The organism is Bradyrhizobium sp. CCGUVB14 (genome assembly GCF_024199935.1).
Classification (GTDB): domain Bacteria; phylum Pseudomonadota; class Alphaproteobacteria; order Rhizobiales; family Xanthobacteraceae; genus Bradyrhizobium.
On sequence record NZ_JANADS010000001.1, the window covers coordinates 301,185 to 323,380 of the forward strand.

The 22,196-nt window shown below is 62.5% G+C and carries 20 protein-coding genes; 9 read left to right on the forward strand and 11 right to left on the reverse strand.

The genetic code is table 11. The features are described from left to right. Window positions 1-33 precede the first annotated feature (33 nt). Window positions 34-963 (forward strand): helix-turn-helix domain-containing protein, encoded by a 930-nt coding sequence (locus tag NLM32_RS01460; RefSeq protein WP_254127447.1) that lies wholly within the window; start codon window positions 34-36, stop codon window positions 961-963. Here the strand turns inward: NLM32_RS01460 and NLM32_RS01465 are convergent. Further along, window positions 960-1,286 carry a hypothetical protein gene (locus NLM32_RS01465; protein WP_254127448.1) on the reverse strand — a complete coding sequence of 109 codons (327 nt, stop codon included), beginning with the start codon at window positions 1,284-1,286 and terminating at the stop codon, window positions 960-962. The two genes, NLM32_RS01460 and NLM32_RS01465, sit on opposite strands and share 4 nt — an antisense overlap. Before the next feature lie 239 nt (window positions 1,287-1,525). Between NLM32_RS01465 and NLM32_RS01470 the strand changes: the two genes are divergently transcribed. Beyond that, window positions 1,526-1,780: a hypothetical protein gene (locus NLM32_RS01470; protein ID WP_254127449.1), complete on the forward strand. Its 255-nt coding sequence runs from the start codon at window positions 1,526-1,528 to the stop codon at window positions 1,778-1,780. Next, the gene (locus tag NLM32_RS01475) at window positions 1,777-2,508 is read left to right on the forward strand and encodes a Fic family protein (protein ID WP_254127450.1); all 732 of its coding nucleotides are present in this window, start codon (window positions 1,777-1,779) and stop codon (window positions 2,506-2,508) included. The genes NLM32_RS01470 and NLM32_RS01475 overlap by 4 nt, the downstream gene beginning before the upstream one ends. 247 nt (window positions 2,509-2,755) lie before the next feature. Here NLM32_RS01475 and NLM32_RS01480 read toward each other — a convergent pair whose 3' ends face one another. Continuing rightward, the gene (locus NLM32_RS01480) at window positions 2,756-3,337 is read right to left on the reverse strand and encodes a hypothetical protein (RefSeq protein ID WP_254127451.1); all 582 of its coding nucleotides are present in this window, start codon (window positions 3,335-3,337) and stop codon (window positions 2,756-2,758) included. Between the two features lie 217 nt (window positions 3,338-3,554). Between NLM32_RS01480 and NLM32_RS01485 the strand changes: the two genes are divergently transcribed. Further along, window positions 3,555-4,013, forward strand: coding sequence for a GIY-YIG nuclease family protein (locus tag NLM32_RS01485; RefSeq protein WP_254127452.1), 459 nt, complete (start codon window positions 3,555-3,557; stop codon window positions 4,011-4,013). Window positions 4,014-4,227: 214 nt separating this feature from the next. Beyond that, entirely contained in the window at window positions 4,228-5,214 is a 987-nt protein-coding gene (locus tag NLM32_RS01490) for an NAD(P)-dependent oxidoreductase (RefSeq protein WP_254127453.1), read from the forward strand. 9 nt (window positions 5,215-5,223) lie between these two features. Here the strand turns inward: NLM32_RS01490 and NLM32_RS01495 are convergent, their stop codons facing one another. Then, the gene (locus NLM32_RS01495) at window positions 5,224-6,474 is read right to left on the reverse strand and encodes an adenylate/guanylate cyclase domain-containing response regulator (RefSeq protein WP_254127454.1); all 1,251 of its coding nucleotides are present in this window, start codon (window positions 6,472-6,474) and stop codon (window positions 5,224-5,226) included. Between the two features lie 18 nt (window positions 6,475-6,492). Further along, window positions 6,493-8,193: an ATP-binding protein gene (locus tag NLM32_RS01500; protein ID WP_309144827.1), complete on the reverse strand. Its 1,701-nt coding sequence runs from the start codon at window positions 8,191-8,193 to the stop codon at window positions 6,493-6,495. Between the two features lie 719 nt (window positions 8,194-8,912). Here NLM32_RS01500 and NLM32_RS01510 point away from each other — a divergent pair. Together NLM32_RS01510 and NLM32_RS01515 are read left to right on the forward strand one after the other, a co-directional pair. Next, complete coding sequence (locus NLM32_RS01510) at window positions 8,913-10,184, forward strand: sorbosone dehydrogenase family protein (RefSeq protein WP_254127455.1); 1,272 nt, start codon at window positions 8,913-8,915, stop codon at window positions 10,182-10,184. Window positions 10,185-10,369: 185 nt separating this feature from the next. Further along, on the forward strand, window positions 10,370-10,963 hold the full coding sequence (locus NLM32_RS01515; protein ID WP_254127456.1) for a c-type cytochrome: 594 nt from the start codon (window positions 10,370-10,372) through the stop codon (window positions 10,961-10,963). 192 nt (window positions 10,964-11,155) lie between these two features. Here the strand turns inward: NLM32_RS01515 and panE are convergent, their stop codons facing one another. The 4 genes from panE to NLM32_RS01535 form a co-directional block, all read right to left on the reverse strand. Then, a complete protein-coding gene (panE, locus tag NLM32_RS01520) occupies window positions 11,156-12,079 on the reverse strand; it encodes a 2-dehydropantoate 2-reductase (RefSeq protein ID WP_254127457.1) in 924 nt (307 codons plus the stop codon). Between the two features lie 112 nt (window positions 12,080-12,191). Next, the gene (locus tag NLM32_RS01525; protein ID WP_254127458.1) at window positions 12,192-12,800 is read right to left on the reverse strand and encodes a 2-hydroxychromene-2-carboxylate isomerase; all 609 of its coding nucleotides are present in this window, start codon (window positions 12,798-12,800) and stop codon (window positions 12,192-12,194) included. Window positions 12,801-12,890: 90 nt separating this feature from the next. Further along, window positions 12,891-14,240: an MATE family efflux transporter gene (locus tag NLM32_RS01530; protein ID WP_254127459.1), complete on the reverse strand. Its 1,350-nt coding sequence runs from the start codon at window positions 14,238-14,240 to the stop codon at window positions 12,891-12,893. 93 nt (window positions 14,241-14,333) lie between these two features. Further along, a complete protein-coding gene (locus NLM32_RS01535; RefSeq protein ID WP_254127460.1) occupies window positions 14,334-14,930 on the reverse strand; it encodes a DUF2239 family protein in 597 nt (198 codons plus the stop codon). A 149-nt stretch (window positions 14,931-15,079) separates the two neighbouring features. Here NLM32_RS01535 and NLM32_RS01540 point away from each other — a divergent pair, with 149 nt between their 5' ends. Continuing rightward, window positions 15,080-15,745 (forward strand): glutathione S-transferase family protein, encoded by a 666-nt coding sequence (locus tag NLM32_RS01540; protein WP_254127461.1) that lies wholly within the window; start codon window positions 15,080-15,082, stop codon window positions 15,743-15,745. A gap of 27 nt (window positions 15,746-15,772) precedes the next feature. On the opposite strand, the gene NLM32_RS01545 is transcribed toward NLM32_RS01540, so the two are convergent. Next, window positions 15,773-17,068 carry an MFS transporter gene (locus tag NLM32_RS01545; RefSeq protein WP_254127462.1) on the reverse strand — a complete coding sequence of 432 codons (1,296 nt, stop codon included), beginning with the start codon at window positions 17,066-17,068 and terminating at the stop codon, window positions 15,773-15,775. 111 nt (window positions 17,069-17,179) lie between these two features. Beyond that, complete coding sequence (gene ggt / locus NLM32_RS01550; RefSeq protein ID WP_254127463.1) at window positions 17,180-18,931, reverse strand: gamma-glutamyltransferase; 1,752 nt, start codon at window positions 18,929-18,931, stop codon at window positions 17,180-17,182. 100 nt (window positions 18,932-19,031) lie between these two features. On the opposite strand from ggt, the gene NLM32_RS01555 reads away from it, so the two are divergent. Further along, window positions 19,032-20,420 (forward strand): MFS transporter, encoded by a 1,389-nt coding sequence (locus NLM32_RS01555; RefSeq protein ID WP_254127464.1) that lies wholly within the window; start codon window positions 19,032-19,034, stop codon window positions 20,418-20,420. Between the two features lie 183 nt (window positions 20,421-20,603). Here the strand turns inward: NLM32_RS01555 and purH are convergent, their stop codons facing one another. Continuing rightward, entirely contained in the window at window positions 20,604-22,196 is a 1,593-nt protein-coding gene (purH, locus tag NLM32_RS01560) for a bifunctional phosphoribosylaminoimidazolecarboxamide formyltransferase/IMP cyclohydrolase (RefSeq protein ID WP_254127465.1), read from the reverse strand.

Sequence of the window (22,196 nt, forward strand, 5' to 3'; positions counted from 1 at the left end):
GCCTTTAATTTGTCCGGGTATAACCCGTAGGTTGTGGTTAAGAAAAAGCTAAAAAGACGTGGCCGCAAAGCAATTCTGCCTTCGGTCGCCATTGAAGACCTTCAAGCCGCGCTCGTGGCTGAAACCCGTCCCCATGTTCGCAAGCGCCTTATCGGCTTGCGTGCAGTGCTCTCGGGTGCATCCCAGGCCGAAGCAGCAAGTCTTGTTGAGACGACAACCAAGGCCGTAGCGCTGTGGCTGCGTACTGCGCGCCGGTCTGGGTGGCAAACCCTGATGCGCCGCAGCTCGGGCCGCGCGTCGAGGCTCCGCTTGCCTGATGCCGAGCGCGACAATCTTATCAAGTGCGTCCAATCCGCATTGAGCAGTGAGCTTGATGCTTCTGCACGGCTTCGGTTGCAGGCCATGTCCCGCATTCTTCAGGGCGAAAGGCCGGTGGCCGTGGCTGAGGCAATGCATGTAACGCCCACCAGCGTGTTCGGGTGGCTGAGGAGGCTTCGCAAAGAGGGAGTAGCTGGCCTGCAACAGCACATTCCCGTGCGGCAGCCCTGCATTGATGCGGACAGTTCGGAGCTACGTCATCTGGCGACGCGCGAACGGAATACACAGGTCAGGCGAGCCCTGCTCGCTATCGCTCTTCTGGCCGAAGGTGAGAGCCCGCACGCCACAGGGCTCCTCGTCGGTGGGTCGGACAAGACCATCCAACGCTGGCTAGGCGCGTTTCGTGAAGGCGGCGTCGAAGCCTTGCGGCGGCCAGTTCATCTTGGTCGGAAGACATTGCTCTCGAAAGCTCAGAAAGCCGAGCTTGTCACCTTCATCCGGGCAAATCCCTGGCTCTCCAATCGTGAGCTTTGGGCTTTGATCCGCCAGAGTTTCGGCGCGGACTATACAACGGGCGGCCTGACGCGTCTTATCAAGCATGATCTGGGATTTGTTCGAAAGCAGGGCAGATTCGTCAGCGCTTAACCGCTTCGTTCGGCCTGCACGACAAGTTGAGAATCCGATCTAGCGCGAAACTCGATAACGAACTTGTTTCCGGGCTCAGCGGCATCGATGGCCGCACGCCAGACCTTTCGTATGGCGCGGCCCAACTCATCCGGGCGCACATTGCCCTCCCGCAAAAACGGTACACGGAGCGCGCACTCAACATTGCTTTCTTTTCCGCGCCGGATCAGGAGTTTTGTCGCGCGAGACTTCGCAAAAGTTTGAAGCGCTTCGAGGAGCGGCAACTGCTCGCCATCAACGTTCGCGTCATTACAGATCGCAACTGTATGGGCCTCGATCACCATTCCTCCCCATAGCAGAGATTGCACGCCAGTACCATTATAGGGGGCGGGCCAACCCCCCTGCCTCAGGTGGACCTTCTTATGGTGTGTTTCAGCCATTCAGAAGGCTTCGCTTCGTTGAAAAGGCGGGCAGGAATTTTGAGGATTTTTCAGGGGCTTACAGGCCCCTTGAAGCCTCTACAGGCCTGCAACTTAATGGATTTTCAGCCTCTGATGTACTATATTGGGGGGAAGGAGAATCCATGTCCGCCCAACGTTCCGCGACCAAGCCCCACTATACTGCTGGTGTAATCCAGCGGTTGGCGACCGCTAACAACGTGGCGGTGGTCGTGACATCGAACGATGTCTTTGCCCATCACGTGACGCGGCTGTCCGGCGACGACGTGAATTTCGATCCCATCGAGAATACCATCGTGGCGCTTCAGCGCGCCGGAATTTTGGATCGCGTCCAGGCCGTGCGCCTTCAGGCGCGCTATCTTCGCGAAAGCCGTCCGTGACGTTTGATCCATTCGGGGATTTCGCGACGCGCGGCTACTTGCGCAACGTCGCGAAGGCCAAGGACCCCGAAATCGTTCAACGCCTCCTGCACAATTCCTTCTTGACCGGCATCGACGCGGCCTTGGATCATCTCAAGGCGCAGCCTTCGCTGAGCTACGACGACGTTCTAAAAACGCACGAGACGCTCTTCGGGGCCGTGTTCCCATGGGCTGGAGAAGATCGACACACAAACGCGTCCGACATCCACGTGAAAAAAGGCGCGACCTTCTTCGCTCATCCCGACGACATTCGCAGACCGATAGACTACGCGCTGGAGAAGGGGCAAGACAAAGCCTTCATGGCGGAGAAGCCCGGCGAAGTCATGGGGTATCTCGCTTATGGCCACCCGTTCCTCGATGGCAATGGCCGCACCATCATGCTCATTCATGCCGAGCTTGCGCGTCGTGCGGGTATCGGCGTCGACTGGGCGGCGACGGATAAGGACAAATACCTCGCCGCTTTGACGGAAGAACTCGAAGCGCCGGGCAAGGGCAAGCTGGATGCGTATCTGAAGCCCTTCATCCGCAAGGGCTCGCAGATGAAGGATATTGCGAGTGCCATAAAGGCCGCCCCCGGTTTGGATGGCAGCGAAGCCGACACCGTCGCAGGCGATACAACCGATCCAACGGTCAAGGCGCAATACGAGGCACAGGAACTCAAGCGCAAGGGCGGCCAAAGCTCGGCATAGGAAAGCTGAGCCTTTTTGGCGTCTGACAAGTAGTTCTTTGCGAATGCAGCGGATAACGGCTCGTACCTGAATTGACTATGCCCATGTCGAGATCATCGCGATCACTGTGGGTCAAGGTTGCGCCGGGATGGTCTTGAGAGCGAAGGCCTTTCGGGAAATTCGAGCCCCTTCGGACCGATCTCTCCCATGAAGCGAAATTCGTCAGCATAGTCCGGACACATCGGCCCTGCGGGTGACGGTCCCGTCGCTACAAAAGCTTTTCCTGCCAAAGCACGCAGATTTCCTGGAAGTCATTGGCATACTTTTCTTTGATTTTGGCGATCTTGGCTTCAGTCTCCTTTTGGAGCACTCCGTAATTACTCATGTTGACATAGATGACGAGCTTGCACTGCTTGCCATAGCCCTTGTTCTTTTTTCGCTTGATTGCTTTTTCCAGTTGAACAGGGATGTCGAGCGCGCGGCGACGCCAATCCTCAGCGTCGCCATCCACAGCCTTGCCATCGTTCTTGTACTCGTCTCCTCTCTTTCGACCTTCTTCGAGTACTTCCGTAACTTCGACATTTACGGGCGCTTTCGACGAGCCGATTTGCCCGTCCGGCCACGGGTCTTTTTCGGCTGCTAACCGAACACCTTCGGTGGCTCGGTACTGAATGAATGTAGCAAGCGTCATCGCATCGCGCAGAAATTGCGTTTCCACACGGTTGAAGAGGGCTTCGCTATCGACGCCTTCGGCGATCTCGTCGACCTTGGCGATGAATTGTTCGGGTGTCTGCCAAGCTTCGAGCGCTTTGCGCCCCTCTGCCAGCTTTACAAGGTCCAGTTCAGGCATCCGGTCTCCTGCGCACACTTGACTGAGCCAGTGAGGGGTCGCACCCCTTTGGCCGTCAAGGCCCTTCGGCGAGCGGAAAGCGAAGGCGCTTTCCGGCCTTGACCGCCTCACCCCGCAAGAGGGCTTTCCATCGGGTTTGCGGTGCAAACCCGCTTTTGAAGAAAAGCGGGTCGAACGAGCAGCCGGTTCCCGATCGAATCAGCCTATCATCCGGGCCATGATTGCCCAGCCGCACGACTTCTCGATTGCCAATTCTCCCATGCCGGGCTGGACCCGTTTTCCGCAGATCGACCCCGGCTGGCTCTATATCCTGCGTAACGGGGACCTTCTGAAGATCGGCAAGACTACCGATCCCAAGCGGCGTTTGAAGGCGGCCAGCACCTGGTTGCCAGACGGCGACGTCGTCGGCATGAAGCCCTTCTGGTGCATCCATGAGTTTGAGCGCACCTTATTATGCGGCGTTGCAAACTTTTGGCATCATGGCGAATGGCACCATTTCCCGGATTCAAGCTGGTCCGACTTCCTGACGAGCGGCTTTGAGATGTTTGACGACCATGACCGCAACAAGAATACGGTCGATTTCAATTACTGGATCGGCGGATCAGGCATGGGCGAAGTAGTGATGGAACAGAACCGCCGCCGCATATCGTTGCGACGTTGGCAGCGCGAGGCGTAAGCGCTGAGCGGCCAACAATCCGTCTAACAAAGCGTCCAACATTTTGAACGTCGCTACCATCGCGGGCTTATTAAATGCTTGAGTCTATGGAAGAATTTGTCTACGGTGCTCTGACCTTAGGGCGCTTCGCCCGCTCCAATTTTTCCCAGCGCATCCAGCCAAACCGGGTCGGGCCGTGGTTTTCCACGCCGCTGGCGGCTGGCTTGGGTCCCTCATGACAATCCTGGTCACCGGCAGTGCCGGCCACCTCGGCGAGGCCATTCTTCGGACGCTCCGGCATCGCGGGTCGTCGGCGCGCGGGCTCGATCTGAAAGCATCGCCTTTCACCGATGCCGTCGGCTCGATCGTCGATCCCGGCTTCGTCCGGGCGCAGATGGACGGTGTCTCCGCCGTCATCCACACCGCGACGCTGCACAAGCCGCATGTGGCGACCCACAGCAAGCAGGCCTTTGTCGACACCAACGTCACCGGCACGCTCAATCTGCTCGAGGCGGCGGTCGCCGCCGGCGTGACGAGTTTTGTTTTCACCAGCACGACCAGCGCGTTCGGTTCGCAGCTCCGGCCCGAGGCCGGGCAGGCGGCGGTGTGGGTCACCGAGGAGCTGCCGTCGGTGCCGAAGAACATCTACGGCACCACAAAACTGATGGCGGAAAATCTGTGCGAGCTGTTCTTTCGCGAGAGCGGCTTGCCGGTCGTGGTGTTGCGGACCTCACGGTTCTTTCCGGAGGACGATGATGATCCCGCGATGCGGTCGGCCTACCCGCTGGACAACGCGCAAGCCAACGAGCTGCTCTATCGCCGGCTGGACATAGCGGACGCGGTCAGCGCCCATCTGCTGGCCGTAGCGCGAGTACCGGAGATCGGGTTCGCCCGCTATATCGTGTCGGCGACAACCCCGTTTGGACGGCACCATCTTGCGGCCCTCGCCCGTGACGCGGCCGGTGTCGTGCGCGAGCTCTACCCGGATTGCGCCCGGCTTTATGCGACGCGCGGCTGGCGGCTATTCCCCGAGATCGACCGCGTCTACGTGAACAACCGCGCGCGGCGCGAGCTGGGTTGGCATCCGGAGTTCGATTTTGCCCATGTGCTGCGCAGCCTGCGCGATGGCTCCGATGTCCGCAGCTCCCTGGCGCGTGAGGTGGGATCGAAGGGCTATCACGACAGGCAGTTTGACGACGGGCCGTATCCCGTTGCCGGGTAGCTCTGGCCGTCACTCCAAACGGATCTGCACACCGCCGGCTCCGTTCAGCAGGCGCCTCAAGTGATATCCGGCCAGACGGTCGCCCGCGTTGTTTGCGACCAGCGCCGCGAAGGCCGGCAGGGCATCCGACTCTTTTCCCTCCAGCTTGGCATAGGCTTTGAGATAGCCGGCGGTGTTCTCGGTCGCGAAGTCCGCGGCCGACATCGGCTCGAAAGCCTGGATGGGCTCGCTCCTGCCGCGCAGCATCAACTCGCCGATCGGCCGGCCATGGAATCGGTCCGCCCGGCCGGCGACGGCGCCGCTTGCGCAAATCCTGGTTCCCAGGAACTTGTTCGCAGCCTCCAGCCGCGCAACCGTGTTCATGGTGTCCCCGTGAGCGGTGTAGTCGAAGAACCTTTCTCCTCCGAAATTGCCAACGAGCGCCGTGCCGGCATGTACGCCGATGCGGGTCGAGCCGAAATCGACGTCCCTTTGCTTCCAGCGCAACCTGAAATTCTCGGCCCAGCCATCGAGTGCATGCGCGCAGGAAATGGCGCGCGTTGCGTAGTCCGCCTGGTCGGCCGGCGCGTTGAACAAGACCTGGATCGCGTCACCGACCACCTTCGCGACCGTGCCCTCATAGTTGAAGACGATCTCGGTCATGCCGAACATGTACTCGTTCAGCAAGTCGCCCAGAATCGATGGCGGCATCTTCTCGACGAGAGTCAGAAAGCCGGTGATGTCGGTGAAGATCACGCCGATCTCGCGCGAGTGCGCATTCATGCCGTCGCTTTCCGAGCCGCGGGCCAGGCGTGTGGCAAGCTCGGGAGAAAAATAGCGTGAAAGGGACGTGTGGGCGCGCTCGGCTTCCAATTGACGCCTTCGAATATCGCGCATCATGCCGACGTGACGTATTGTCTTTTTGAGCGTCAGCTCCAGGTCTTCGAGGTCGATCGGCTTGGTCACGAAGTCGAAGGCCCCACGGTTCATCGCACCGCGGATATTCTCCATGTCGCCATAGGCCGAAACGATGATCGTCGATTTCATGTCGTCCGCCTGCTGCAGTTTCTGCAGCGTGGACAGGCCGTCCAGCCGGGGCATGTTCAGGTCCAGCAGCACGACCTCGATTTGCGGATTTCCCTGCACGGACTGCAGCGCCTCCAACCCGTCATGGGCGAAAAGGAAGCTGATCTGTCCATCGCCGATCTGCCGCTCGAAATGCTGAAGGATGACATCCTTCAGATCGGGCTCATCATCGACAACAAGAACTGTTGCGGTCATGGCAATTCCAATCCGAGCTTATTCAAGCTTTCCGCGGGGCAGGCGTACGATGAACTCACAGAAGTCGCCCGGCTCCGTCTCGACATCGATGGTGCCGCCGTGTTGCTTCACCACCACGTCATGCGAGATGGACAGGCCGAGGCCGGTCCCTTCGCCTGCGGGCTTGGTCGTGAAAAAGGGATCGAAGATCTTGTCCCGGATCAGCGGCGAGATGCCGTCGCCGTTGTCGCGGATTCGTACCTCGACTGAATCGCCCAGATTGACGGTCTTGACGCTCAGCATCGGCTCAAAGTCTTTTCCCGAGCTGTCAGTCCGACGGTGTGTTGCGGCGTAAAAGCCGTTGGAGATCAGGTTGAGGAAGACGCGCGAAATCTCTTGCGGGTAGAGGTCGAGTTTCCCGGCGTCATCGTCGAGCTCGCGCTGCAGCTTCACGCTGAAGCCTGGTCGTTGCGCCCGTGCACCATGGAACGCCAGATTGAGCGTCTCATCCAGGAGGCCGTTGATCTCGATGGGGCGATGATCACCCGATCCGGAGCGCGAGTGCATCAGCATGTTGTTGACGATGCTGTCGGCGCGTTTGCCGTGCTGGACGATCTTCGCGAGATTGTTCTGGATGGTGATCGTCAGGCGATTGATATCGACGACCGTCTTCGACGCCGTCGTGGCGTCGCCGAGAACGGCCATCAGCTCCGCTACCCGGTCGCTCGATAGCCGGGCGAAATTGTTGACGAAGTTCAGCGGATTTTTGATCTCGTGCGCGATGCCGGCAGTCAGCTGGCCGAGTGATGCCAGCTTCTCCGCTTGAATGAGCCGGTCCTGCGTGGCGCGCAATTTTTCGAGTGATTGGGAGAGCTCCTGCGCCAGCTTCTTGTACTTTTCCTCGCTTTGGCGAAGCGCTTGCTCGGCAAGCACCTGATCCGTGACATCGGCGTGAGCGCCGACCAGGCGGACGGCCTTTCCGTTGTCGTCGCGTTCGATCTCCGTCTTCGCGAGAATCCACCGCGTCTCGCCGTCACAGGGCCGAATGATCCTGTACTGTATCGAGTAGCCCTCGACGTCGCCGTTGATGGCGTCGAGAAACGTGCCTTCGGCCCTGGATCGGTCCTCCGGATGGATGCGCCTCACCCAATCTTCGTGGGTTTCGGTGGCGGCTTCCGGCGGCAGGCCGTGGATGGCGAGGTATTCGGGCGAGCGACGATTGCGGAAGCCGGCGGTGAGATTGACCTCAAGGCCACCGATCTTTCCGATCTGCTGAACGCGAGCCAACTCCGCCTCGCGTGCCAACAGGGCCAGCGTCGCCCGATATTCCTGGGTCTCATCGCGGCAGACAACCAGCACGCCCTGGACAGTGTCTCCCTGCTCGATCGGGCTGAAACTGTAGGTCCAGTAGTGCTGCTGTGACCCGGCGAGGTCCGCCGGCATCAATCGATGTTCTCGCCAAACGCCGCCTTTGCCGCTCATGACGTGCTCGACGTCAGGACCGATAACCGACCAAAGAGCCCGCCAATAGGAGCGTCCGGATGTCCCGAGCGCCGGCTTTTGGAGTGCGTTCGCTGCGATCGCGGAGAAGGCGTCGTTGTAGAACTGGATCAGGTCCGGTCCCCACCAGACCAGCATCGGGTGATTGGTCGTCAGAAGGACTTTCAAAAAGATCCGCAGAGGTTCTGGCCAGCGATCAGGCGTGCCGAGCCTGGTGCTGGACCAATCGAATTGGCGCATGGCAGCGCCCATCTCTCCACCCCCGGTGAGACATGATTCCAGCAGATCTCCTGAATCCGACATTCTCATCGTCCAGGCAGGAAGGGGATCAGACCTCTCAATTCCCAGTCGATCGGGTGCAACGAAGGGAAGTGTTACCTTCTCAAGCTACTAAAACGCGAGTTGGTTGGAAACTCCGAAAGTCAAACGCAGCCCTGCGGCAAGGCTAGCAGGGATCATCGATGCCGAATGTGAACGGCTTCACTGCGTGGTGCCCGCATGCAGCTCGTGCGGCGCAGGCCGGGAAAGGGGATCACGACGCGCAATTTGACGACGAACCTGTCCCTCCGCCAAACAGTCGCCGCTTTTGTCAAATCGCACGATGTTTCAGCTGCGTGGCCAGTGTCACCGCGCATCGTCCGGTCTCGACCGTTCTACTGTGCATGGGGTTGTTTTCGCGGTTCTGGATTGGTCGACCATTCTGCTGCCTGCAAATGAGGCGCACGTCATTGCGATTCCGCGTTGCAGCGAGAGCAATGTCGCTATCTCGTGCGTTCGAATGGAAGATCCGTCTCAATTTTTATTGAGCGCAACTGCAGTGCACGTGACGCGCTTTTCACCGTTCGCAGATGTGCTAACCTTTTTGCGTCTGCCACCTCGACAGACTCCAAACTTCGCCTCTCGAACTATCAGAACAAAATAACGTGCAGCCCTGACGGCTGCCTTAGGGGAGTGACGCGATGAAATCGATCATCCATCGATCCGTGTTGGCGCTTGCAGCGGTTGCCCTTCTTGCCGGGACCAGCGTTGTCAATGCACAACAAGACAAGGGCCGGGCCCTGAAGAAGTACGAATCCGGCACCAAGGAATTCTGGACCCATCCGCCGGATGACTGGTTCCTCGGCGACGAGACCGAGGCGCAGAAGGGCCTCGCGCCGCCCTCGGGCCCGCCGACCGGCGCCTCCGATGCCGAGCTCGCCAACATCATCAAGAAGGTGAAGCTGCCGGCGGGCTTCAAGATGGAGGTCTACGCCTCCGGCGTGCTGGCCGCGCGGCAGATGGCCTGGGGTGACAAGGGCACGCTGTTCGTCGGCTCGTTCGGCCTCGGCAACGTCTATGCCATCAAGGACAATGGCGGGAAGAAAGAGGTCAAGACTATCCTCAAAGGGCTGAACATGCCCACGGGTCTGGCCGTCAAGGACGGTGCGCTCTACGTCATCGCGGTCGACAAGCTGATCCGCTACGACGACATCGAGAACAAGCTCGACAATCCCGGCGAGGGCAAGGTCGTCTATGACGACATGCCGTCCTACGCCGCGCATGGCTGGAAGTATCTCGCGGCCGACAAGGACGGCTGGTTCTACATTCCGTTCGGACCTCCCTTCAACGTCGGCATTCCCCCGACCAGCGTCTCGCAGATCCGGCGCGTCGATCCCAAGACCGGCAACGCCGAAATCGTGGCGCTCGGCGTCCGCAACTCGGTCGGCGGCGACGTCGATCCGCGCACCGGAAAATACTGGTTCACCGAGAACGCCCGTGATTGGGTCAGCGACGATCTGCCGTCAGACAAGCTGAACATGGTTTCGAAGATGGGCGAGCACTTCGGCTATCCCTACTGCCACCAGGGCGACCTTCCCGATCCGAAGTTTGCCATGGGCCACAAATGCTCCGAGTTCACGCCGCCCGTGCTGAATCTCGGCGCCCACGTCGCTCCGCTCGGCATGAAGTTCTATACCGGCGACCAGTTCCCCGCCGAATACAAGAACAACATCTTTATCGCCGAGCACGGCTCCTGGAATCGTCACAAGTACCAGGGCGGCAACATCACGCGCGTGATTGTCGGACCCGACGGCAAGAATGCCAAGAAGGAGGTGTTCGCCTCCGGCTGGATCGAGGGTGACCAGGGCTATCTCGGCCGCCCCGATGACATCATCCTCGCCAAGGACGGTTCGATCCTCGTCGCCGACGATTGGGCCGGCGCGATCTATCGCATCAGCTACAGCAAGAAGTAGCGCACGACGACACGAGGCTGCGGTGGCCGAGAGGCGCCGCAGCCTCTTTCATTTCAACTTCGATGTCGTTCCGGAATGCGTGCCAGCGCAACTCCGGAACTCATACCCTCGACTGGGGGTTATGGATTCCGGGCGCGAGCTTCGCGCGCCCCGGAATGACGCAGTCGACGGATCGGAATTCCATCATGCGCCGGCAGATCATCTCGCACGCAATCAGCGCGGCTGCGCTCCTCACGCTCGGCGCCCTCTCTGCAAGCGCCGCCGACAATACCGCGGTCCAGGAGAAGGCTGCTGTCTGCTCCGGCTGCCACGGCGAGAACGGCATCTCGCAGACCGAGAACATTCCCTCGCTGGCCGGTCAGCCCGATCAATTCCTGCAATGGCAGCTCGTGTTCTTCCGCGCCGGCTCGCGCAAGAACGAGCAGATGCAGCCGATCGCCCAGGAGATCACCAACGAGGATATCCGCAGCCTCGGCGCCTATTTCGCGGCGATGACGCCGCCGAAGCCGGCGGAAGACAAGGATCCGGACCTCTCGAAGAAGGGCGCGCAGGTCGCGGTCGGGCGCCGCTGCGCCTCATGTCACACGGACAGCTTTGCCGGCACCAAGGCCGTCGCGCGGCTTGCGGGTCAGCGCGAGGAATATCTCGTCAAGGCGCTGCAAGACTACAAGAGCAGCCAGCGCGTCGGCGGCGGCGGCGCCGCGATGGCCGACGTCGCCTATCACATGAGCGAAGAGGAAATCACCGCGGTCTCGCACTATCTCGCGTATTTCAAATAGCGCTGCGGTGCTGTTGCGACAAGTCCAGCTGTCGTCCCGGCGTAGGCCGGGACCCATACCGCGTGATCCATCCGAGATTGGAAGTATGAGTACCGCGGAAAGCTGAACAACTATCGGTCTTCGCCAAACCGCACCCTGTGGTTACGGGTCCCGGCTTTCGCCGGGACGACCACGGAGTGTGCGGTTGGTAAACTACTCCGCCCGCTGCTTCTCATACGCCTTCAGATGCGTGTACGCGATTCGCAGCTTCGGCACCGGGACCTTGGCGGCATCTGCGCGTGCGATGAGGTCGCCGATCACGTGGTCGGCCTCGACCGGAAAGCCTCCCTTGATGTCGCGGAACATCGAGGCCGTCATCGGCGAGCCCTCGGTGGTGAGATTGCCCTTCACGCGCTCGAAGAATGGTCCGCCCGGTGTGTAGCCCGACGCAGTGGCGATCGAGCTGGTTTCGTCGAGCATGCCGAGCAAAAAGTCGCGACCGCCGGGCGCGGCGAGGATGTTGCCGACGGAGGTGCGCATCAGGCTGGTGGAAGCTGCGAGCGACGACAGGAACACCCACTTCTCCCACATGTCCTGCATGATGTTCTGGCTCGCGGTGGCGCCGACAATGCCGCTCTTGAAGGCTTCGTCGATCGCCTTGACGCGGTCCGACGGCTTGCCATCGCGCTCACCGTAGCTGATCGCCTGCATCGGCTGCAGCTGCACCACTTCGCGCTTCTCGTTCAATGTCGCGGCAATGGCGCAGAGACCGCCGAGCACGCGTTCCTTGCCGAACTTGGCATCGAGCGTGTCGAGATGCTTCATGCCGTTGAGCATGGGAATGATCGCGGTATTCGGACCGACTGCGGCCGCGAATGACTTGATGGCATCGTCGAGGTCGAACGCCTTGCAGCTCAGCAGAACGACGTCGAATTTTTCCTTGAGCGCGTCGGCCTGCACGGTCGGCGGGTTCTTCAAGGTCACGTCGCCATTCGGGCTCTTGATGACGAGGCCGTCGCTCGCGAGCTCGTTGGCGCGCTTGGGGCGGACCAGGAAGGTGACGTCGCGGCCGGCCTGCAACAGCCTGCCACCAAAATAGCCGCCGATGGCGCCGGCGCCGACCACGAGGATACGCATGGGAAAGTCCTTATTGTTGCTATTGGCGGTCTATCTATAATCGCCCTTGCCCGCGAAGCGAAGCAATCCAGAATGGTGCCGCGATCACATTCTGTCGCCGGAGATGCGGAGACTACGTCTCCAGCACCATCTCCTCGACCTCGCGCAGCTGCTCCTTGCCGAAGAACATCTCGTTGCCGACGAAGAAGGTCGGCGAGCCGAACGCGCCGCGCGCGACCGCTTCCTCGGTATTCTTGATCAGCTTGCCTTTCACCTCGGGCTCCTGGGCGCGCGCGAACAGTCTTTGGGCATCGAGGCCCGAGGACGCCAGCGCCTTCGCCGCGACTTCGGGATCGTCCATCTTCTTCGGCTCGCGCCACATGTGGTGGAAGGCCGCGTCAACGTACTTCTCGAACACGCCTTCGAGCTGTGCCGCGATCGCGGTGCGCATCAGGTTCAGCGTGTTGACGGGAAAGTTGGGATTGAAGACGTAAGGCTGGACCTTGAATCGCCTGAGGAAGCGCTCGGTCTCGACCTGCTGGAATTCGCGCTTGTTCTTGACGCCGGCGAGCGTCTCGGCCGGCGACTTGTTGTTGGTCGACTTGAAAATGCCGCCGAGCAGGATCGGCACATACTCGAATTTGACGCCGATGCGGCTTTCGATCGCCGGGATCGCCAGATGGCTGAGATAGGCGTTCGGGCTGCCGAAATCGAACAGGAATTGCGGGGCTGTGCGGGTCAAAATCGTTCTCCCTGACGTCACTTTTCATCCATTGTGGCGCAGGGCGCGCCACAGGTCCACCGTTTAATGATGGTCATAATATCTTGAGGGTCAGACCAGGCGCCGGATCGCCTTCTTGCGCCACACCAGGAGGTAATAGCCCATCTGCAAAACGAACATGGCGCAGAACACGATCGGATAGGCGGCCCACACGCCCTCGAGGCCGATGGTGCGGCTCAGGATCACCGCCGACGGCAGCTCGATCGCGACGATGGCTGATATCGACAACAGCATCGGCGTCAGCGCGACGCCAGCCCCGCGCATCGCGCCGGAAAACGTCGTCGCAAGGCCGAACGGCACCGAGCTCCACAAGGCGACGAAGAGCAGCCCCTTCGCCAGATCGAGCACGGCGCCGTCCGTGATGAAGAGGCCGAGCACGGCGCGCGGCACCAGATAGATCAACGCCACCAGCCCGCCAGTCAGCACGAGGTTGAACGTCAGACCGGTGCGGACGATGCCGTCGAGCCGCGCACGGTCGCCGCCGCCGATGGCTTGCGCGCCGAGGATCGAGACGGCGATCGAAATCGACATCGCCGTGAACTGCGTGTAGCCCATCACCTGGTTGACCGCGCCGTAGGCGGCGGTGGCGTCCGAACCGAAGCCGTTGACGAGGCCGAGCAGAACCAGCTCGGCGATCGCCATCACCACCATGCCGACCGCACTGGGTAATCCGATGCCGAGGATTTGCCCGATCATAGCGCGATTGAGCCGCACCTGTCGCAGCAGTGAGAAATCCGGCGCGAGCGCGTGCTTCTTCCGCAGCAGATAGGCCGTGAGCGCGAGCAGCGTCACTGCATTGGAGATCGCGGCCGCCCAGGCCGGGCTGGTGATGCCGAACGCCGGCAGCCCGAAAGCGCCGCGGATCAGCATCGGCGTCAGGATCAGCCCGATCGACGTCGACAATGCCAGCGCCAGCAGCGGCGTCACTGCGTCGCCGACGCCGCGGATCATCGCCGTCATCAGCAGGAAGGTGAAGCCGAGCGGCATCGTCAGCAGCATGATGCGCGCATAGCGGCTGGCCTCGTCGAGAATGTCCGCAGGCGTTGCGAGCAGCATCATCAGTTGCCGGCTGAACAGGCCGCCGGTCAGTCCCACCGATATTGAAAGCAGCAGGCCGACCGCGAGCGTCGTGCCGACCACGATCTTGATTCTGTCGTGCTTGCCCGCACCATAGGCCTGGCCGATCAGCACGGTGGCTCCGGTGCTCAGGCCCATGACGAAGGCGAACAGGAAGAAGAACACCGGGAAGAACACCGAGACCGCCGCGAGCGCGTTCACGCCGATCATCTGGCCGAGATAGACATTGCTGACGGTGCCGAACAGCGATTGCAACGCGTTGCTCAGCATCAACGGTGCGAGAAAGCGCAGGAAGTGTTTCCAGAGCGATGTCGGAGCGGACATGGCTGTGCCTTTCATCAGGGCGAGCGAAGCCGTTGCCGCGCGAAGTACACGCGGCTTGGCCATCGCTGGGGTTGTTGGAGGGCGCCGCGCGGTTTACGCGCGGTCGCCGTAGGCGAGTTTGACGATGTGGTCGCGGATGTCGGTCGGCCAGTCGGCGATCAGTCCGGTGAAGCGCCGCCGGTCATCTGCGAACAGTGCGCGCGAGGCTTCCTCGAACTGCGCGAGATTGCCGGCCATGGTCGACATGAAGTGATAGGCCGCATCGCGCGCCTGCCGCTCCCGATCCTTGTCGCCGCTCGCGCGTCGCGCCTCGTCGACGAGTTTTCGCAGCGCGACCGAAGCACCGCCCGGCTGCGCGCCGAGCCACTCCCAGTGTCGCGGCAGCAGTGTCACCTCGCGCGCGACCACGCCGAGCTTCGGCCGGCCGCGCCCGCGCGGCTCGGTCGGTGGTGCATCTTCCTCGACCGGCGGCGGGATCAGCCTCGCCAGGCGCGCCAGCACCTCGCGGTCGCCGCCGCGCAGATCGAAGTCGATCGATCGGCCGGTGGCGTCCTCGAAGATGATGATCGGCTCGTCCGGCCGCGGCGCCACCCGCTTGACGACCAGCGCGACCTCTCCTGCCGGCCCGGACACCAGACGACGCGGTCCCTGGAAAGCGGTGAAAATCTTCTGCATTGAAATCATTGCCATATTGACGATCTTGGGCGATTTAATACCCGGGTAAATTGCGAAGGTCAATATACCCGGATGAAAATACCCATCCGGATGGCTCGACATTGCGGTCCCGGGCTGGCACCTACGCGACCGACCGACCACGCTTAAGCCCCGAGGATCTCGCGATGCTGACCGTCCACCACCTCAACAATTCGCGTTCGCAGCGGGTGCTGTGGTTGCTCGAGGAGTTGGGCGTCCCCTACGAGATCGTGCGTTATCAGCGCCAGCCCGACATGCGTGCGCCGAAAGAGCTGCGGGCGATCCATCCGCTCGGCAAGTCGCCGGTCATCACCGACAACGGCAACACCATCGCCGAGTCCGGCGCGATCATCGAATATCTCATCGCGACCTACGGCAACGGCCGCCTGATCCCGCCGCAGAATACGCCGGAGCGGCTGCGCTTCACCTATTGGCTGCACTATGCGGAAGGGTCAGCGATGTCGCCGCTGTTGTTGAAGCTGCTGTTCACGCTGATGCCGAAGCGCGCGCCGGCGCTGCTTCGTCCGCTGGTGCGCAAGGTCTCGAACCAGGCGCTCACCGCGCTGGTCAACCCGCAGCTCAAGCAGCACATGGATTATTGGGAAGGCGAGCTCGGCAAGAGCGAATGGTTCGCCGGCAGCGAGTTTACCGCGGCCGACATCCAGATGAGCTTTCCGCTGGAAGCAGCCCAAGCCCGCGGCGGGCTCGAGCAGGGCCATCCCAAGGCGATGGCGTTCCTGGAGCGCATCCATGCGCGGCCGGCTTACGCGCGTGCCCTCGAGAAGGGCGGGCCGTACCAGGTGGGGCGGTAAGCTTCCTCACCGCCCCGCGATGATCCGTCAGTCCGCGTGGAGCACGCGCCCGCGCGTCTCCGGCAGCGCGAAGGCGGCGATGAAGAACAGCGCGTAAGCCACCACCGCGAAGATCGCGATCGCGTTGGCGAGCGATGTCGATGCCGACAGCGCGCCGACGAGGAACGGAAACAGCGCGCCGATGCCGCGGCCGAAATTGTAGCAAAAGCCCTGGCCCGAGCCGCGCAACCGCGTCGGATAGAGCTCGGTCAGGAACGCGCCGACGCCCGAGAAATAGCCCGAGGCGAAGAAGCCGAGCGGGAAGCCGAGCACCCACAGGATCTCGTTGGTGAGCGGCAGCTGCGTATAGAGCAGCACGATCGCCATCGCGCCGATCGAGAAGATGAGGAACAGGTTGCGTCGCCCGATCCGGTCGGCGAGCCAGGCGCCGACGAGATAGCCGATGAAAGAGCCGATGATCAGCGTCGAGAGATAGCCGGTGGAGCCGACGATCGACAGATGCCGTTCCTTGGTCAGAAACTGCGGCACCCAGAAGGTGATCGCGTAGTAGCCGCCCTGACAGCCCGTCGCCGCGAGCGACGCCAGGATCGTGGTCTTCAGGATCGGGCCCGAAAAGATCTCCCAGAGCGCGGGGCGGTCGCCGGCCGCGGCCTGCTTCGCGCGGGCCTCCGCCGCGATCTCGGGTTCGGTGACGGAGCGGCGGATGTAGAACACCAGCAGCGCCGGCAGCGCGCCGATCACGAACATCCAGCGCCACGCCGTCTCCGCCGGCATCAGTGAGAACAGGATCGCCTGCGACAGCACGGCAAGGCCCCAGCCGACCGCCCAGCCCGATTGCACCGAGCCTACCGCGCGTCCGCGATATTGCGGCCGGATCGCTTCGCCCATCAGCACGGCGCCTGCCGCCCATTCGCCGCCGAAGCCGAGACCAAGCACCGCGCGCGCGATCAACAGCTGTTCGAAATTCTGCACGACCGCGCAGACCAGAGAGAAGAACGAGAACCAGATGATGGTGATCTGGAGCGTCCTGACCCGCCCGATATGATCGGAGAGGTAACCGCCGAGCCAGCCGCCGATGGCGGACGCCAGCAGTGTCACCGTGCCGGCAAGACCGGCTGAGGCCGCATCGACCTTCCACAGTGCGATGATGGTGCCGATCACCAGCGGATAGATCATGAAGTCCATGCCGTCGAGCGCCCAGCCCGCAGCGCAGGCCCAGAACGTCCTTCGCTCCGGCGCGTTCATGTCGCGATAGAAGGCGAGAAGGCTGGTGTCCTCGATCTCGGCGCGTTCGATGCGCCCAGTCGGATCGGCTGTGGTCATGTGCGTTTCCCCGGCAAATTCGTTTGGCCGGGCGGTGGTAGCACGCGCGGCGGCCGGCGCAAGCCGGCGCGCGCGGTCGTGCCATGCAGGGACGGGGTTGCAGGGGCAGGGTTACTGTCCTGCCGCTTCCGCGCCGCGCGTGCGTGGATCGGGTGCCCCGAAGGGGCCGTTCGGCGTTATCGCAATCGAATTGGCCGAGGTCTGTCCCATCGGCTCGACGATGAGATGATCCATCGCCTTCAGCTCGAACAGCACATCGTCGGGAAAGCCGCGCTCGATGCGCACCTCGTCCGGCAGCCATTGATGATGCAGCCGCGGTGCGGCGACGGCGGCGGCGACGTCCATCTTGTAGTCGAGCACGTTCACGATCACCTGGAGTACGGTCGAGATGATGCGGCTGCCGCCGGGCGAGCCGGTCACCAGCACCGGCTTGCCGTCCTTCAGCACGATGGTCGGCGACATCGAGGACAGCGGCCGCTTGCCGGGCCCGGGCAGATTTGGCTCGTAGCCGACGAGGCCATAGGCGTTGGAGGCGCCGACGGCGGCGGTGAAATCGTCGAGCTCGTTGTTGAGCAGCACGCCGGTGCCATCGGCGACGAGTCCAACGCCGTAGCTGAAGTTGAGCGTGTAGGTGTTGCTGACGGCGTTGCCGCTGCTGTCGACGACGGAGAAATGCGTGGTGTTGCTGCCTTCACGCGGTGCGGGCGGAGCGGAAACGATCTCCTTCGACGGCGTCGCGCGATCGGTCGAAAGGCTCGCACGCAGTTTGGCCGCATAGTTCTTCGCGGTAAGCGTTTCGATCGGTGCATTGACGAAGGCAGGATCGCCGAGATAGCGCGCACGATCGGCATAGGCGCGCTTCATCGCTTCGATCAACAGATGCAGCGATGCCGGCGAGCCCTGTTTCAGATCCGGGAGCTGAAAGCCTTCGAGGATGTTGAGCGATTCCACCAGCACGACGCCGCCTGACGACGGCAGCGGCATCGAGACGATGTCGTAGCCGCGATAAGTGCCGCGCACCGGCGAACGGATCACGGCCTGATAGGCCTTCAGATCGGCTGGGGTCATGATGCCGCCGGCGTCGGACACGGCCTTGGCGAGTTTCTCCGCTACGGGGCCCTCGTAGAAGCCGCGTGGTCCCTGCGCTGCGACACTCGCCAGCGTGTCGGCGAGATCGCTCTGCACCAGCCTGTCGCCTTCGCCAAACGGCTTGCCATCCGGCTTTGCGAAAATTTTCGTTGAGGACGGCCAGCGTGCCAGCCGCGGGTACCAGCCCGGCAGGGTATCGGCGATGTCATCGGTGACGATGAATCCGTCGCGGGCGAGCGCGATCGCGGGTTCGAGCAATTGCGCCAGCGTGAACTTGCCCGAGCCGTACTTCTCGAGCGCCAAAGCGAGGCCGGCGACCGTGCCGGGCACGCCGATGCCAAGTCCGGAGTCGCGCGATTTGGCGGGATCAGGCTTGCCGTCGGCTCCAAGAAAGATCTGCGCCGTGGTCGCCGCCGGCGCGGTCTCGCGGTAGTCGATCGCGATGTCCTCGTTGCGTTCGGCGGAATGGATCACCATGAAGCCGCCGCCGCCGATATTTCCGGCGCGCGGGTAAGTCACCGCCATTGCAAAGCCGGTAGCGACGGCCGCGTCGACGGCATTGCCGCCACGCCGCAGGATGTCGGCGCCGACTTGCGCGGATATCTTCTCCTGCGCCACCACCATGCCGTGTTCGGCGGGAACGGCATGCACCGTGTCGAGCGCGGGCGGGACATAAGCCCGTCGCGCATCCTGCGCGGTCGCCGATGCAAGACCAAACGCCAGAGTGGCGATGACAGCGAAAAACGTCCGGCGTGTCGAAAATAGTGACATCATCAAATTTCCGCGGGGCCTTCAGGCCAATTCAAAGGTGTCGCTGTAATGCTATACGGTTTGCGCTAAGAGAGACAAAACTGTTTGTGATGGGGACTGCTTGATGACGACGATCGCCCCGGGGGCGCGCATGGCCGGCGCCTCGCGGACCTATCCGCCGCGCGCCGCTGTCGTCAGCTGGATCTTCTTCGATTGGGCCGCGCAGCCTTATTTCACGCTGATCACGACCTTCGTGTTCGCACCTTATTTTGCCACCAGCATCGCGCCGGATCCCGCCACGGGTCAATCGCTCTGGGGGTTTGCGATGGCAGCAGCTGGCATGGCGATCGCGCTGCTATCACCCGTGCTTGGTGCCATCGCGGATGCCGCCGGCCGCCGCAAGCCGTGGATCGCCGCGTTCGGCGCAGTGCTCGTGCTGGCCTCCTGCGCGCTGTGGATCGGCAAGCCCGGCAATCACGCCATCATTCCGCCGCTGCTGATCGCGGTCGCGCTGGCCAGTGTCGGCGCGGAGTTCGCCACCGTCTTCAACAATGCGATGATGCCGACCCTGGTGCCGCCGGAGCGCATCGGCCGTCTCTCCGGCACGGGCTGGGCCACGGGCTATATCGGCGGCATCGTCAGCCTGATCATCGTGCTCGGTTTCCTCGCGGCCAATCCGGAGACTGGCCGCACGCTGCTCGGCTTCACGCCGCTGTTCGGGCTCGATCCCGCCACCCACGAGGGCGATCGTGCCGCGGGACCGTTGACCGGGCTGTGGTTCATCGTCTTTGTGACGCCGATGTTCCTGTTCACGCCGGATTATCCGGCGAAGCGCCCGGTGCGCGAGGCGCTGCATGAAGGCCTGGCGGATCTGAAGCGATCGCTGAAGGATCTGCCGAAGCAGAAATCGCTCGCGGCGTTTCTGCTCGCCAACATGATCTATACCGACGGTCTGGTGTCGCTGTTCGCGTTCGGGGGCATCTATGCCGCAGGCACCTTCGGCTGGCACACGATCCAGATCGGCACCTTCGGCATCATCCTCGCCGCTGCCGGCACCTTCGGTGCGTGGCTCGGCGGCAAGCTCGACGACTTCCTCGGGCCGAAGCGCGTCATTGCCGGCAGCTTGCTGATCCTGCTGCTCGCGGTCGCGGCGATCCTGCTGGTCGACAAGGACAGCGTGCTGTTCGTCAAGGTCGCGCCGCCGGTCCCGGGCGGTCCGATGTTCGCCGCCGCCGCCGAGCGTGCCTATATCGTGCTGGGCTGCCTGATCGGCGCAGCCGGCGGCCCGCTTCAGGCGGCGTCACGCACGCTCCTGATCCATCTCGCGCCGAAGGATCGCATCGCGCAGTATTTTGGTCTGTTCGCGCTGACCGGAAAAGTGACGTCCTTCATCGGACCGCTGCTGATCGGCGTGATCACCGCGGCCACCGCGAGCCAGAAGGCCGGCATGGCCGTGCTGGTGGTGTTCTTCGTGACAGGGTTTGCGCTGCTGATGCGGGTGCGGGAGTCCTAGCTCCTCTCTTGCCCCATTCTCCGCTGTCGTCCCGGCGAAGGCCGGGACCCATAGCCACAGTGAGAAGTTTGACGCGAGAGCCCCACTCCGAGTCTTCGCCAAACGCCTCTTCGGGGGTATGGGTCCCGGATCAGCGCTCCGCTTCGCTGCGCTTGTCCGGGACGACGTGTGGCGAGATCAGTATCAGTGCCTGAAATGCCGGGTGCCCGTGAACACCATGGCGATGCCGTGCTCGTCGGCGGCCTTGATCACCTCGTCATCGCGCATCGAACCGCCGGGCTGCACCACGGCGGTGGCGCCGGCTTCGATGCAGGCCAGCATGCCGTCGGCGAACGGGAAGAATGCATCCGACGCGACGACCGAATCCTTGGTCAACGGCTCGGCGAGCTTCAGCTCGTTGGCCGCATCCTGCGCCTTGCGAGCGGCGATCCGCGCGGAATCCACGCGGCTCATCTGGCCCGCGCCGATACCGACGGTGGCGAGATCCTTGGCGTAGATGATGGTGTTCGACTTGACGTGTTTTGCGACCCGGAATGCGAACTTGAGGTCACGCATCTCGGCATCGCTCGGGGCACGCTTGGTCACGACCTTGAAGGTCATGTCGTCGACCACGGCGTTGTCGCGGCTCTGGACGAGCAGACCGCCTGCGACGGTTTTTGCGGTGAGACCGGCGGTGCGCGGATCGGGCAGGCTGCCGGCGAGCAGCAGGCGAAGATTCTTCTTCCCGCCGATGATGGCGATCGCTTCCTCGCTGGCATCAGGCGCGATGATCACCTCGGTGAAGATCTTCGTGATCTCGCGCGCGGTATCGGCATCGAGCGCGCGGTTCATCGCGATGATGCCGCCGAAGGCCGAAGTCGAATCGCAGGCCAGCGCCTTGCGATAGGCGTCGACGAGGTTCGCGCCTTCGGCGACGCCGCAGGGATTGGCGTGCTTGACGATGACGCAGGCCGCAGTGCGCTTGGCGTCGAACTCGCCGATGCATTCATAGGCCGCATCGGTGTCGTTGATGTTGTTGTAGGAGAGCTCCTTGCCCTGCAGCTGCCGCGCGGTCGAAACGCCGGGGCGCTTGTCGGGCGTCGCGTAGAACGCGGCGGTCTGGTGCGGGTTCTCACCGTAGCGCAGCGACTGGATCAGCTTGCCGCCGAAGGCGCGGAAATCGGGCGCGTCGATTTCGAGCTGGCGGTTGAACCAGTTCGAGATCGCAGCATCGTAAGCCGCGGTGCGCGCATAGGCCTTTGCGGCAAGCCGCCGGCGCAGCTTGAGCGTCGTTGTGCCCTTGTTGGCGGCGAGCTCGTCGAGCACGGCCTTGTAATCGTCCGCTTCGACCACGACGGCGACGTCGTCATGATTCTTGGCGGCGGCGCGGATCATCGCGGGGCCACCGATGTCGATGTTCTCGATGCAATCCTCGAAGCCCGCGCCTTTGTCGACGGTCGCTTCGAAAGGATAGAGGTTGACGACGAGCAGGTCGATCGGCGCGATGCCGTGCGCCTTCATCGCCTCGGCATGTTCCTTGTTGTCGCGGATCGCAAGCAGGCCGCCATGCACTTTCGGATGCAGCGTCTTGACGCGGCCGTCCATCATCTCGGGGAAACCGGTGAGGTCGGAGACGTCCTTCACCTTGAGGCCGGCCGCGGCGATCGCTTTCGCCGTGCCGCCGGTCGAGACCAGCTCGACATCATGCGCGGCAAGCGCCTTGGCGAATTCGATCAGGCCGGTCTTGTCGGAGACGGAGAGAAGGGCGCGGGTGACGCGGCGGGGATGGTCAGTCAT